Consider the following 14,021-nt stretch of genomic DNA (forward strand, 5'->3'; position numbering starts at 1 on the left):
TTTCAATCATCCGCCGCCAGGGCTGCGCGGTCAAATGTCCTTTGCCAGACGAAGGCCGGAAAACTGCCATCGCGCCTGCGGCGGGAAGAAATTCCGGTAGGTCGGCCGGATATGTCCCGGCGGCGTGGCGCAGGATCCTCCGCGCAGCACGTATTGGCCGCTCATGAACTTGCCATTGTACTCGCCTACCGCGCCGGGCGCCGGACGGTATCGTGGATAGGGTGCGTAGTCGGAACGGGTCCATTCCCAGACGCCGCCAAACATCTGCCGCAACCGGCCATCCTGCGGCCCGCAGGCACCGGGGTGCGCAGCACGGCCCGGCACAGCAAACCGTCCGTCCGCACCGGCAGATTGCCGGGCGGCATGTTCCCACTCGCGCTCCTCGGGCAGGCGGGCGCCGGCCCATTCCGCATAGGCCGCCGCCTCGTAGAAACTGAGATGCACCACCGGCGCATCGGGCTGCGGCGCGGCTTCGCCGTGCAGGGTGAACTCGCCCCACCCGGCCTCGCCCCGGCGCCAATAGAGCGGCGCCTGCCAACCTTCGGCATTCAATCGCGCCCAGCCATCCGACAACCAGAGAGACGGCGTGCGATAGCCATCATCCTGGATGAAGGCCGCATATTCGCCATTGGTCACCGGCCGGTCAGCCAGCGCGAAGGGCGTCAGGACCGCCTGGTGCCGCGGCCCCTCATTGTCGAACTGGAAGGGCAGCTCCTCGGCCCCGAACTCGAACACGCCGCCATCGAAGGCAAGCCAGGAGGCCCCCGCCTCCCCGTCAGCCATGGCGTCACCGGTCAGCGCCGGCCAGGCGGCCGGAGCGAAGGGATGGTGCGAAAGCACGTGCTTGATGTCGGTGAGAATGAGTTCCTGGTGTTGCTCCTCATGCGCGAGCCCCAGCCGCACAAGCGGTTCCAGGCGCGCCTGTTCTGCCTCATCAAGCCCGCCCAGCAGGCTCATCATCGCGGCATCGACATGGCGGCGATAGGCCAGCACATCGTCCAGGCCCGGCCGCGACAGAAACCCGCGCTGCCCGCGCGGATGCCGATCGCCGATGGCGTTGTAATAGGAGTTGAAGAGGTAGTTGTAGGTCGGATCAAACTCGCGATAACCGTCGAGCATCTCCAGCAAGAGGAATGTCTCCCAGAACCAGCTGGTATGCGCCAGATGCCATTTGGTAGGGCTCACATCATCCATGGTCTGGACGAGCATGTCCTCGCACCCAAGCAACTCTACCATTGCTTGTGTATTTTGCCGGACCCTTGAATATTCAACCGTGAGTATTGCCCCAGAAACATCCTTCACTACCAGCAACCTCCGGCCTCAGCCCCATTAACAAGTTTTCAAGGCGAACCAGCCTTAATGGGTCACAACAATAAACCAACTCATGCCAGGTCCATGGTCAGCAACCCAGCACAAGCTATAGCCCAACTCGCGCAATTGCGAGACCCCACCAAGCGCAGTCAGCTTGCGCTGGGCGTCACGGACATGTGCCTTGCCCAACAGCTTTCGCCGACGGCCGAGCCGGTTGCCGGCGAGTTGCTGGTGACCCTCTCGGACACGCTCGACCTGCCGACCAAAATCGCCATGGTTGAAAAACTTTCGGCGTCCGAATGGGCACCCTACCCGGCGATCCGGCATTTCGCCTTCGACCAGATCGAGGTCGCCTGCATCGTCATCCGCAAAAGTCCGCGACTGACCCAGCAGGACATGATCACCCTCGCGGAAACCGGTTCCATCGACCACCGGCGCCATCTGGCCAGCCGCGCCAATCTCGGCCCGGCCATCACCGATGCGCTCGCCAAGCCGGCCGAGGCCGTCATCCTGCGGGCACTGGCCAACAACTGCACCGCCCAGATCAGCGAATCCGCGCTCGACATCTGCCTCTCCGTCGCCCGGGAGCACATGAAGCTGCGCGAGGCCCTCGCGCGCCGGCACGACCTTTCAGCCGACTACGCGACCCAATTGTGCATCATGCTGCCGGAGAACTGGCGCGAAGACCTGTATCGCCGCTTCGGTCTCGACAAGGACCATGTCGAGGGGCTGGCCGTCGAGGCCGCTCTCAACGCTACTCCGGTCGGTGTAGACAGTGAGGCCTCCCGCGCCGTGGATGCCGCAGAAAAGGCGGGGTCTCTCACGGGAAACTTTGCCCTGACCGCGCTGCGCGCCGGCAAGGAAGCCGTCTTCGACCATGCGGTCGCCCGTCTGTGCGGCCTGACCCCGGCGCAATGGCGCGTCGCCCTGACGATGGGCGGTGTCCGCGCTGCGGCCATGGCCTGCCAGGCCAGCGGCCTGGACCGGACCGATTATCCGACCGTCCACCGCGCCTTGCAGCGGACCGGACGCATGCATCAGCAGCTGGAAGGCGAGGCCATGAACGCCGCCGCCAATGTGTTCCGGATGTATGGTCCGGATAAAGCTGCCACAGTCTTGCGTCAGCTCGGAAGCAGGTCTTGAATGGGCGCCGGTCACAACGGACGCTCCCTTGCCCCCTTCCCTTGCATTTCTCGCCAGCCCCAGACCCGACGCCAAGGCCGCCAAGGCGCTGCTTGAAGAGCAATACGGTCATGTCCCGCTAGACGAGGCGGAGATTATCGTCGCCCTCGGCGGTGATGGCCTGATGCTGGATGCCCTGCACGCCGCCATGCGTACCGGCGCCCGCGTCTACGGCATGAATTTCGGCTCGGTCGGCTTCCTGATGAACGAGTTCCGGCAGGACGAGCTGCTGGCCCGCCTGGCCGATGCGGAACAGGCCCAGCTGCACCCGCTGCGCGCCACGGGCGAGGACGTCTATGGCCACCCCTTCCAGGCCCTGGCGATCAATGAAGTCTCCCTGCTGCGCGGCACACGCCAGACAGCAAAGATCCGGATCAAGATCGATGGCCGCGACCGGATGGGCGAATTGCAGGCCGACGGCGTCCTCGTCGCCACCCCGGCCGGCTCCACCGCCTACAATCTTTCGGCACACGGTCCGATCCTGCCGCTCGACTCCAAGGTTCTGGCACTGACACCGATCAGCGCCTTCCGGCCACGCCGCTGGCGCGGCGCCCTGCTGCCACACACCGCCAAGGTCGGTTTTGAAATCGTCGAGCCACGCCTGAGGCCCGTCCACGCCGTGGCCGACAACCAGGAATTCCGCGAGGTAGTCCGGGTCGATGTCATGGAGGCCAGCGATGTGACCCTGACAATCCTGTTCGATCGCGGCCGCGATCTGGCGGAGCGCATTCTTACGGAACAATTCGAAAGTTAGGCCTGCTTAGGGGGCCGTTAAGCACCCCGCGATAGAGTGACGCACGGTAACCGAGTTCGGCCCACTATCCGCGAGACGATGACAATGGCGCTCGAAGACATCCTGTCCCAAACCCGCGTCCTCGTCGTGGATGACAACGCGGCGCTGCGCGGCGTGCTACGGGTTTCGCTGCAGGCCTTTGGCTGTGCCAGGGTCACCGAAACCGGCACGGTGGCGCAGGCGCTCGAACTCCTCAAATCGCAACCGGTCGACCTGGTCATCACCGACTGGAAGATGAAGCCGCGTGACGGCATTGATCTGGTGAGCAGCATTCGTTCGCCGCTGACCAGCCCCTGCCCCGGCCTGCCGGTGATCATGCTGACCGCCTACGCCGATACCGACCGCATTCGCCAGGCCCGCCGGGCCGGCGTCAATGCCTTCCTGATCAAACCTGTCACCGCATCAGCGCTCGCCGGATGCCTGCGCGATGTGCTGACCGGAGAGCACAATATCGTGGAATGCGACACCTATGTCGGTCCCGAACGCCGCATGGCCGACCGCGCGGACCAGCCCAATCAGGCCGCGCAACTCACAGCTTCCCATTAAGAGGACTTCACCCATGGCCAAACTCAATCCCGACGTCGAGATGATCGCAGTCCCCAACATGCTGCAGATCAAGGTCGGCGGTCCGATTGGTGCGACCGACCTGCACCTGATTGAAAAGGCAGAAAATGCCCTCAACGACATGCGCTCCGATTTCGCGCTCTGGCTTGAGGATGAAGTCGTTAAGCTCGAGGAATCGGCTGCGATCGTCCGCAAGGCCGGGCTCAAGGGCCAGGAGGGGGAAGACCTCTTCATTCGCGCGCATGACCTGCGCGGGCTCGGATCAACCTATGACTTCCCGATCATCACGCGCCTGGCCTCATCGATGACCAAGATCATCGACATGCCGGAGAAGCGCAAGGTCGCGCCGGTCGCGCTGGTGCTGGCGCATGTGAATGCCATCCGCGCCGCGCTGGTGCAGAATATCCGCGACACGACAGACCCGGTCGCGGCTGAACTGGCTGACGAACTTGAAGTGATGGCGACCGCCTTCGCGGCGCCCTGGAAGGACGAGGCTCAGCCGGCAGCAGCCAGGGGCTGAGCGTCCTCGGCGAAACGCCGCAGCATGTAATCCAGATCTTCTTCCGGAATGCCCTGGAACCGCGTGATAGCCCGCTCGGCCAGGACACGGCGGAAATGCTCGCGGCTTTCGCCATCATGGGGCATTTCCGTGGAATGATAGACATCCAGCCCCGCCCGGATTGCCGGATAGAGCCGTGGCGGCATGCCGGTCCGGTCATAGATCGCACGCAGGCCCAGCGGTCCGGCATCATGGACCAGTAGCCAGGCCTTCGCATGCGGCAAGCCGGAGAGTTCGGCGAAGGCATGCTCGACAAACGCCACATGCCCGCGAAACAGCGCGCGCAGGATGAGCGACGGCGTCAGCCGGCTATTCAACCGCAATTGCTGCACGAATTGCTTCGGATCATGCGCAAGACCGGCCTGGTCGACGAGATCGATGGTCGCGCGTTCGCGCGCGCCCTCGGCGATCTCGACAGCCAGTTGCGGTGGCAGGGCATGGCTCTTGACCAGACGGTTAAGGGCCTGGTCGCTGACATGGGAGATCAGGCGTTCGGTGATGTCCAGCGGCAGGTGGGAGCGTGCCACGAAGGCGTCCATCACCGGCTGGCACTCGCAAAATTCGCTGAACGCGCGCTGATAGGCGGCGTCATCGAAATCCGCACCATCATTGGAGGCGGCAATCCCGACGGCTCGCTCGTCCATGGAATCCAGGATTTCATGGACGACAATGGCCGAGACCTGATCGCGTGCGGCAACGGCGCAGAGCTTGGCCGAGCTTGCCGAGTGAAGGATCTCGATCAGATCCTCATCCGTCAGGACAGGCGATGACAACAGGATGGGCGCCGCCACCGAGTCGACATCATCGGCCAGTTTCAGGGCGATCTCGTGTGGCAGATTCGGGGACTGGCGCAGCGTGACCGCCATGGCGCGGCGAACCAGTTCGGCGGCGTCGCGCGCGATCACGTCAAGAATGTCACGGGCCGCGGCGCGCTCAACATCGGTGAGGCTGGCAGCGTCGATGCGATGGCATATCTTGCGCGCAGCCAGGGCGCGATCTTCGGCCGTCTCTCCGCGCACCAGGCGGCGGACATCGGTTTCTGTCAGGCGATTTCGCAGCGCGACAACACTCATGATTTTCCCGAATTCTTTCAGACCTTAATGAAATCTAACGCCGACATGCTTAATGAAAGCTTGCCGTCGCGCCTGACGGTTCAGGATTCGCGCGTCCTGGCGCCCGCGGGCGCATCGAGCGAGGCGAGGATCTCGACCAGCGCCGGAGACAATTCGCCGTCCCCGACCCGGTAGCTGCCCGGATTGAGCGGGCCGGAATAACGGCCGGACGGCAAGCCGGACGCGGGCCGCGAGACCATCGACGCGTCGGAAACGGCCGCCGGAAGATTGACCACCGGACGCTCGCCGGTGAGCGAGGCGAGCACTTCGCTGGCCGACCGGGCGCGGCTACCGTCATAAAAAATGGGCCGATTGGCCTGGGCGGCTTGCGGGAAGAGGTCATCGGCACGGATATCGGGCGACTGCTCCGCCGCCGCGATCAGGCCTGCCGCGCCATGGGCGCCAAGGAAGTGCGCCGCGTAAAGCTCCCCGCCCGAGGCCGGACGGCCAAGACGTGACTGGATGACCTGGGCGTTTTCCGCGGCCAGCTCACCGGCCATGCGCGCAGCGGTTTCCGGTTCGAATCGCAAATCGAGAATACGCTCGCGCTCCGCAGGGTCGGCGACGGTCAGGCGGCCATTCTCGCCCTGGACAATCGCCTGCGCCGCATCGCCATGGCCGTGCTCGGCACCATGCCGCTGCATGACCCCGAGCCAGGTCTGCTCGATGAACTGGTACATGCCGGCCGCGCTGGACGTCGAGGCCTGCGCCGTGGCGTCGAAATTGCTCTCCCGCGCCGCAGTGCGCAGCAGGAAATTGAAATCGGTGCCGGTCTCCTGCGCCGCCTGGCGGATCAACCGCGTCGTGGAGTCCTGCTGGCTTATTTCAATCGGGCTGACCACGTCAGACCTCCGCAATTTTGCTGAATCGAATCAATCCCCAGCATCGGGGCTGCACGCCTAACCGCGCGTTAACGATAATACTATCGCCGACTCGAAATTGTGTGCTACTCTGGATTGAGGGGTCAACTAATACAGGAGTTCCAGATGAACCGTTTCTACTTCGCAGCGATGGCCGCCCTGGCCGGGATGCTGGCGTTCAGTGCTCCGTCGGCAGCCGAACGGATTCGCCTGGTCAATATCAATGGCTATAGCGTCATCGACAACCAGCACATGGTGCTCAATGGCGGACCAAGTGACCACTACCTCGTGACCCTGCGCAATCCTTGCCACGGGCTGCGCTCCGGCGTCGAGGTCGGCCTCAGCTTCCCCTCGACCACGACCCTGTACACGCCATTCCTCGAATATGTTTACACGCGAGACGATGGCCGGTGCTTCATCGAAACGATCGAGCCCGTCGACAGCAAGGAGGCCGCAGAAGCCCTGGTCGAAGAGCGCGCTGCCGAAGACGATGGCGATGAAGCCGCATCACCGGACACGCAGGACTGACAATCACCGTCAGGGCCGGGTTGCGGTCGGCAATCGCGACAGCCCCGGCCCGACGGCACCCTTCGCAAAGCCGCGCATTTGCCCGCACGATTCAAGTGCCCGTAAACCACTTTGCGGATTGAGCATCCATTAACCATCCTCGTTAGGCGAACGTTACACATAAACCGGCATGGTCGTTCCGGTACGGGGCAATTTATTGAACGGGGCCGACATGAAAAAATTCCTGCTGCGCACATCTGCGACGCTGCTGCTGACCACGTCCGTGGGCTCATTCCTCGCCCCCGCTGCACTGGCGACGGACAACCAGGACGGTGCGCCGGCGAGCACGGGCTCGGAATTCATCCTGCCCTATAGTGGCGACATCAATCCCTTCCACGGGGATATCGACCCGTTTCATGGCGACATCGACCCTTTCCACGGCGATATCGATCCCTTCCATGGCGACATCAATCCCTTCCACGGGGACATCAACCCCTTCTACGGGGATATTTCGCCATTCTGGGGCGATATCAGCCCCTTCTGGGGCGACATTGATCCTTTCAATGGCGATATCAGCGCCTTCTGGGGCGATATCGATCCCTTCCATGGAGATATCGATCCCTTCCACGGCGACATCGATCCCTTCAACGGCGATATCAGCGCCTTCTGGGGCGAAGTCGGACCGCTGTGGGGCGACATCAATGCCTTCTGGGGTGATATCGACCCCTTCACCGGTGATGCCGCCGCCCTGGCCGCCCAGCTGGAAGACCTGTTCGGCCAGGCCGAAGCCATCTTCGGAACAGCCGTGGAATCGCAAACCGGGCAATCCTTCCGCCGGGAGTTCCTGCAGACACTGCTCGCCCGCTACGGCATTGACCCGTCCAATCCGGATTCACTCGAACAGGTTTCCGCCGACCAGCGCTCGGCCTTCTTCCTGGCCTTCTATGATGGCCTGATGAACTTCACCGGCACTGATCGTGTCGACCACTGGATGCCGGCGATCAACTGGTCTCCGGCCCTGTCCCAGGCGACCGGCGGTGGCGAAGGCGTCATGGTCGGCCTGCTCGACTTCAGCTTCCAGCATGACGAAGTCTTGGGTGCCCGCTCGTTGGCGGTCCGCAATCCTGTCTTCAATCATGGCGCCGCAGTCGCCAGCCTGATCGGCGCTCCTCATGATGGCCAGGGGATCATGGGTGTCGCACCCGATGCAGACTTCAGCACATATGATCCCTTTGACGAGACGATGAGTACAAACTGGGACGAAGTGCGCACCGGCCTCCTGAGCCTCGCCCAGTCCCGCCCCGACATCATCAATCTGTCACTGGGCATTCCCGGCTGGACCCTGCACCAGGAATGGGGCCGCGTTTTCAGCGACTGGCAGGTCGCTCGCGCCACCGGTGACAGCCTGCTCGTCGTCGCCGCCGGCAATGACGGGCTCAGCCAGACCACCGACCTCGACTGGACCGGGGTCCGGACGCTGGACAATCTTCTGATCGTCGGCTCGGTCGACCCCAATGGACGGATTTCCGCCTTCTCCAACCGCCCAGGCACGGCCTGTCTGACCGTGCGCGGCCAATGCCGGACCGGCTCTCGCCTGATGGACCGCTTCCTGGTCGCCCCGGGTGAATTGCTGCTGGCCTTTGATGGCGACGGAGATGTCACCCGGGTCACGGGCACGTCTTTCTCGGCACCGCTGGTGACCGGCGCGGCCGCGCTCGTTCTGGGCCGCTGGAGCTGGCTCGAGGCGGAAAACGTGGCAGATCTGCTGCTGTTCTCGGCCGAGGATCTCGGTGCGCCCGGCGTTGATGAAGTCTATGGCTGGGGCCTGCTCGATATCGACGCCGCCATGTCACCGCTCGACATGACGAACCTGGTACACCTGGAACGCTCGAATCGCGGCAGGGGCCGCAGCCGGCATTACCGCGAACGCTCGATCGACGTGCTGTCACTGGCCACCGGCCGGCTGTCCTTCCGCTCGCCGCACGACAATACCGTGACCGTTTTCGAGCCGATCGGTGACACCTATCGCGATTTCGAAATCTCGGTCGCCGACCTGATGTTCGACAATTCCAGCCGCGACCGGAACCGGCGGGCCAATGCCGAGACCTATCTGCGCGAACGCACCTGGTGGCTCGTCAATGGACGGCAGTTCAATGATACAGGCGATACGGTGCATCAGCTCTCGGCCGATGGCCGCTTCCAGATCACCAGCATTGCTGCAGCGTCTGATCCGCGGGCACCGGTCACAACCAACGGCCTGCCCTTCCAGACCAGCCTCAGCTTCCGCGACACCGAAACCGGGCGCGAACTGCGCATCGGTTCCGGCGAAGGTGCCATGGCGCTGAACGCGCAGAACGGCTTCGGGCTGTTCTCTGATCACCGTCCGGAAACCGGCGGCGTCAATCCTGTGCTCGGCTTCGCCTCCGGCGGCGCCTACGCCCTGTCGACCCTCCCGCTGGGTACACACACGCGCCTCGCCATCGGGGTCACGACATCCCGGGACGAGCACCTGTTCGTGAATCCGTTCAGCGGCGAAGAGCAAGCCCTGGTCGAAGGCATATCCGGCTACCAAGCCACCGCAGTCCTCGCCAGCCTCAGCCATGACGTTCATCGCGACCTGACGGTGCAGGTCAGCTATACCGGTCTGCAGGAAGCCACGGGCCTGCTCGGTGCCCAGGGCAGCGACGGCCTCGGCCTGGAGGGCGGCGCGACCACCGACGCCCTGACGATCGGCGCTGAAGCGCGTCTGCCGCTCGCAGTGACATTGAGCAGTTCCGCCACACTGGCCCGCACCCGCGCCGCCAGCTTCGACGATTCCCTGCTGAGCCTGCCCGATGGCACCGTTTCCAGCGCCTTCCAGCTCACCGCACGGCGTGATGGCGTGCTCGGGGCCCGGGATGCGATCCGTTTCAGCCTGATCCAGCCGCTGCACGTGGAATCCGGTGCGCTCGAATACAGCTCGACCATGGTGGTCGATCGCACGACCGGCGAGCTGGGGACCGACCTGCAGTACTGGGAACTCGGCGGCCAGCGTCCGATCTATGCCGAGCTCCTCTACGCCAGGCCGCTCCTTGACGGCCGGGCCGATATGAGCCTCTTCACCCGCGCCGAACTGGCGGGTGAAACCTCCACCCAGGACGTGGCCGGCATGGCCACCGGAGCCCGGTTCCGCCTGGAATTCTGATGGCTGCCAGCGCGGCCTCACGGTGAAAGACTGCCGCCGTCCCGACAGCCGGGACGGCGGAACTCGTCTGCAACAACCGCTCCCCCAAACCGGCCGCCGGGCCGTCCACGCCTGCCAGCTCGGGACGCGACGCGCCTGTTCGCGCGAATTTAATCTTTTTCCTGCAACTTGATAGCGATACGAGGTCGAACCAGCCGTTGTCAGGATTAGAAATGCCCCGCGTCAACGAAAATAGCTGTCCCATCATCACCGCGATCCGGGATGTCACGTCATGAGCATCTGGCGTATCCCCGCAAGCGCGCTTACAGCCCTCCTCCTCCTGGCCAGCCCGGCTGCGGCGGTGCAGGCACTCGAACCCGATATCGAGACGGCAAGCGTCGAGCTGATCACCTTTGATTCCGAGATTGCCGCCGCACGCGCCAATATGATGGCCAATCCGAATTTGGCGCTGGCCCATATTGCCACCGCCGAAGCGCTGCTCGCAGCCCATCAGGACTCGAGCGAGGCCAATCTGGATTTTGCAACCATCGGATGGCTGAAATCCGAGGCGCTGACCCGGCTCGGACGGCCGGTCGAAGCCAGGCCGATCGCGCAGCAAGCACTGGAACGCCTGGGGCCGAATCCGGCGCCAACCAAACTGTTTGCCGACATTCTCGTTTCCCTGGGCCGCATCGACAAGGTGACCAGCGAATACGGCCGGGCGTTCGAAAACTATCAGCGTGCCTACGAGGTTTACCGCGCGATCGGCGAGACGCGCAGCGAGTCGATCGTGCTGCAGTCCATCGGCTCGATCTACAATGACGCCCACCGCTACCGGCGCGCCGAGAGCTATTATGTCGACGCGATGAATCGCCATCCCGGCGATCCGGCGCTCGATCTCGCGGCCAACAACAATCTCGGCAATACCTATCGTGAACTGGGCCAGTACCAGGTCTCTCTCGAACACTTCCAGCGGGCGCGCCAGCTCGCGCAGGACATGGGCAGCCCGACTCTGCAGGCCCGGATCCTGAACAATATCGCTTCGCTCCAGGTCGCCTTCGGAGAGCTTGATGCGGCGAGCGGGACGATTGATGAGGCCTTCGCCATCATCGACAATTCAGCCAGCAATGAGTGGAGCCGTTTCCTCTGGGGAACGCGCGCGCAGATTTCCTATGAGCGCGGCGACCTGCAGCGCGCTCGCGGCGAGATCGCCCACACATTCGACGGGGTTTCCCTCGGCGACACGACGCAGAGCTTCACCGAATTCCATGCGACAGCCGCCGATATCTACCAGGCGCTGACGCTGTGGAATGAAGCCGTGCCACACCTGCGCGCCTTCAAGCGGCTTGATGACGAGGCGCGCGAAGTCGCAGCCTCTGCCAATACCAGCCTGCTGGCCGCCCAGTTCGACTATGCCGAACAGAATATGCGCATCGAGCAGCTGCGCCTGGAAGGCTCACAGCAAGACCTGCAACTGGCGAATTCCCACGCCAGGCAGCGGCTGATCGGCGTCAGCGCCATGCTGGTGCTCGCCCTCGTTGTCCTGCTGCTGATCTATGTCCGCCACCGCACATCGCGCGAGCGCCAGCTGGTGCTCGAAAAGGCGCTCTATGAAGACATCGAGACCGGTCTGCCATCGCGCCCGGCCGTCGAACGCGCCATCGCCGGACAGGCCCTCAAGACCGGCCATCCGGTGACCTTGATCGCCCTGGGCATCGAGCGTTTCAAGCATCTCAAGATCGCCCTGGGCTTTGCCCGCTCGGCCCAGCTGAAACTGGCCATGGCGGAGCGGATCCGCGCCCATCTGGGTGCTGAAATGGTCGCAGCGCTGGGCCCCGACATGCTCGGTGTCGTTATCGCTGTGCCCGACGCCGACGCGGTCCTGCCGGCGGCGGAGCAGATCCGCCTTTGCTTCAACAGCCCGGTGACCCTTGACGGCGTCGATATCGACGTCGCCGTCACCGCCGGCCTGTATGCGGGCACGGTTGGCGAGGAATGCGTCAAGAATGCCATTATCGCCGTCGACCAGGCGCGCGAAACCTCAAGCACCTCGGCGATCTTCGATGCCGTCCGCTTTGGTGATCCGGACCAGAACCTGACACTGATGAGCCGCATGATCGCGGCGACGCGCAATGGCGATATGGCAATGCAGTACCAGCCAAAACTGCACCTCGCCTCGGGACGCTACCACGCGGCCGAAGCACTGTGCCGCTGGACGGATTCCGATCATGGTCCGCGCACACCGGACAGCTTCATCCCCCTTGCCGAAGAGACCGGGCATATCCGCGAATTCACCTTGTGGTCGATCGAACAGGTTGTCCGTGACCAGGAAATTCTCCGGAAGGCCGGCCACAATGTCAGCCTGGCGGTCAACATCTCCGGCTCCCTGATCTCCGATCCCGATTTCGCGACCCTGGCCCTGCGCATTGCCAGCCGGGGCGCTGGCCGCATTTCCTTCGAGGTGACGGAAACCGCAGCGATGCAGAATCCGGAACGGGCGCTGGAAAATCTCGAGAAATGGGCCGCGGCGGGAATCAAGCTGGCGATCGACGACTATGGCTCCGGCCTGTCTTCCCTGGCCTATCTCAAGACCCTGCCCAGCCATGAGCTGAAGCTTGATCGCGCCTTCGTCACCGACATGGCCTCATCGCAACGCGACCGGATGCTGGTCAAGTCGACCTCGGACCTCGCCCACGGGCTGGGTCTGGAGATGACCGCCGAGGGCGTCGAGACGCACGAATCCCTGGCCTTGTTGAAACTGATGGGTTGCGACTGGGCCCAGGGATATGTGCTCGCCAAGGCGATGCCCCTGCCCGCACTGATCGACTTCCTCGACGCCAATGCCGATACGGTTGTCTCACCCGAGATCACCGAGGAAGCCTGGCGCCAGACAGGTTTTCCACCTGCGACGGGTTCTACCCGCGGCTGAAGAAGAAAGAGGAATGGTACCGCCTCCCCGAATTGAACGGGGGACCTCTAGATCCACATTCTAGCGCTCTAACCAACTGAGCTAAGGCGGCACCGGGTACGCACCTGTTCGACAGGGCGTAAGGCGCGGGAAACTAGCGCCACCGCCCGGCGGTGGCAACCATGCAATCAGCCCATTTACAGGCGGACTTCAGCCATCCTCAGACATAGCCTCTCGCGGCCATGTGTTCGCGCATCGCTGCGATGCGATGCTCGTCCGAAGGGTGGGTCGATGCAAACTCCAGCTGACCGCCCTCATGGGTGGTCGACATGGCGAGCCAGAAGTCGATCGCCTGGCGCGGATCATAACCGGCTGCGACCATGTAATCGATTCCCAGCCGGTCGGCCTCGTACTCATGCTGGCGCGAATAGGGCAGGATAATGCCGAGGCTGACCCCCATGCCCAGTGCCGCCCCGAGCTGGTCACTATAGGCGATGTCGGCATTGCTGTTGAGCGCCGAAGTGACGAGGCTGAGTCCGATCTGTGCCGCCATCTGCTGGCTGGCACGCTCGGCGGAGTGGCGCCCGGCAATGTGCCCGATCTCATGACCCATCACGGTTGCGACGTGGTCGTCGGTTTCCATCAGGTCGAGAATCCCCTTGTAGAACCCGACCTTGCCGTTCGGCAGAACCCAGGCGTTGACGATGTCGCTGTCGAACACCACGAACTCCCAGTCGAGATGGGTCTGTCCCGACGCACTGACGATGCGTTGACCGACGCGGTCCAGCCGCCGGGTATAGGCCGGATCGCGCGAGACACGTTCGCGCTGCAGGCTTTCCTGCCAGGCCTGGGCAGACAATTGCGAAAGCTGGGCATCAGAGACCAGCATCAGTTGAGTCCGCCCCAATGCCGCATTTTCAGCGCAACCGGAGACGAACGGGATCATGGTCCCGGCCGCCAGTCCGATCAGAATCTCGCGACGTCGCATCAATGTCATGGAATTTCCGGTCATCGCCCCCGACTCCCTCTTCGGTTTTTTGCCAATTGACCGTAAGACTATCG

General features: G+C 63.6%; 11 protein-coding genes and 1 tRNA gene. 7 read left to right on the forward strand and 5 right to left on the reverse strand.

Annotation, left to right across the window (positions count from 1 at the left end; genetic code table 11):
- Window positions 1-30: 30 nt before the first annotated feature.
- A complete protein-coding gene (gene egtB, locus ACN0YF_RS07315) occupies window positions 31-1,236 on the reverse strand; it encodes an ergothioneine biosynthesis protein EgtB (RefSeq protein ID WP_417493880.1) in 1,206 nt (401 codons plus the stop codon).
- Between the two features lie 249 nt (window positions 1,237-1,485).
- Between egtB and ACN0YF_RS07320 the strand changes: the two genes are divergently transcribed.
- The 4 genes from ACN0YF_RS07320 to ACN0YF_RS07335 all read left to right on the forward strand — a co-directional run bounded on the left by ACN0YF_RS07320 (window position 1,486) and on the right by ACN0YF_RS07335 (window position 4,370).
- Complete coding sequence (locus ACN0YF_RS07320) at window positions 1,486-2,454, forward strand: DUF2336 domain-containing protein (protein ID WP_417483176.1); 969 nt, start codon at window positions 1,486-1,488, stop codon at window positions 2,452-2,454.
- A 28-nt stretch (window positions 2,455-2,482) separates the two neighbouring features.
- The gene (locus tag ACN0YF_RS07325; protein WP_417483175.1) at window positions 2,483-3,247 is read left to right on the forward strand and encodes an NAD kinase; all 765 of its coding nucleotides are present in this window, start codon (window positions 2,483-2,485) and stop codon (window positions 3,245-3,247) included.
- Window positions 3,248-3,325: 78 nt separating this feature from the next.
- On the forward strand, window positions 3,326-3,832 hold the full coding sequence (locus ACN0YF_RS07330; RefSeq protein ID WP_417493881.1) for a response regulator: 507 nt from the start codon (window positions 3,326-3,328) through the stop codon (window positions 3,830-3,832).
- A gap of 13 nt (window positions 3,833-3,845) precedes the next feature.
- Window positions 3,846-4,370, forward strand: coding sequence for an Hpt domain-containing protein (locus tag ACN0YF_RS07335; protein ID WP_417483173.1), 525 nt, complete (start codon window positions 3,846-3,848; stop codon window positions 4,368-4,370).
- On the opposite strand, the gene ACN0YF_RS07340 is transcribed toward ACN0YF_RS07335, so the two are convergent.
- Window positions 4,346-5,482: a DUF2336 domain-containing protein gene (locus tag ACN0YF_RS07340; protein WP_417483172.1), complete on the reverse strand. Its 1,137-nt coding sequence runs from the start codon at window positions 5,480-5,482 to the stop codon at window positions 4,346-4,348. The two genes, ACN0YF_RS07335 and ACN0YF_RS07340, sit on opposite strands and share 25 nt — an antisense overlap.
- Before the next feature lie 80 nt (window positions 5,483-5,562).
- Window positions 5,563-6,363 carry a hypothetical protein gene (locus ACN0YF_RS07345; protein ID WP_417483171.1) on the reverse strand — a complete coding sequence of 267 codons (801 nt, stop codon included), beginning with the start codon at window positions 6,361-6,363 and terminating at the stop codon, window positions 5,563-5,565.
- Window positions 6,364-6,507: 144 nt separating this feature from the next.
- Here ACN0YF_RS07345 and ACN0YF_RS07350 point away from each other — a divergent pair, with 144 nt between their 5' ends.
- The 3 genes from ACN0YF_RS07350 (at window position 6,508) to ACN0YF_RS07360 (ending at window position 12,980) form a co-directional block, all read left to right on the forward strand.
- Window positions 6,508-6,909, forward strand: a complete 402-nt coding sequence (locus ACN0YF_RS07350) for a DUF6491 family protein (RefSeq protein WP_417483170.1) — start codon at window positions 6,508-6,510, stop codon at window positions 6,907-6,909.
- A gap of 211 nt (window positions 6,910-7,120) precedes the next feature.
- On the forward strand, window positions 7,121-10,072 hold the full coding sequence (locus ACN0YF_RS07355) for a S8 family peptidase (RefSeq protein ID WP_417493882.1): 2,952 nt from the start codon (window positions 7,121-7,123) through the stop codon (window positions 10,070-10,072).
- A gap of 271 nt (window positions 10,073-10,343) precedes the next feature.
- On the forward strand, window positions 10,344-12,980 hold the full coding sequence (locus ACN0YF_RS07360; RefSeq protein ID WP_417493883.1) for an EAL domain-containing protein: 2,637 nt from the start codon (window positions 10,344-10,346) through the stop codon (window positions 12,978-12,980).
- A 14-nt stretch (window positions 12,981-12,994) separates the two neighbouring features.
- On the opposite strand, the gene ACN0YF_RS07365 is transcribed toward ACN0YF_RS07360, so the two are convergent.
- Both ACN0YF_RS07365 and ACN0YF_RS07370 read right to left on the reverse strand, forming a co-directional pair.
- Window positions 12,995-13,071 (reverse strand) — tRNA-His (locus tag ACN0YF_RS07365).
- 108 nt (window positions 13,072-13,179) lie between these two features.
- The gene (locus ACN0YF_RS07370) at window positions 13,180-13,956 is read right to left on the reverse strand and encodes a M48 family metallopeptidase (RefSeq protein WP_417493884.1); all 777 of its coding nucleotides are present in this window, start codon (window positions 13,954-13,956) and stop codon (window positions 13,180-13,182) included.
- Window positions 13,957-14,021 lie beyond the last annotated feature (65 nt).

It is taken from the genome of Maricaulis sp. (genome assembly GCF_048270265.1).
GTDB lineage: Bacteria > Pseudomonadota > Alphaproteobacteria > Caulobacterales > Maricaulaceae > Maricaulis.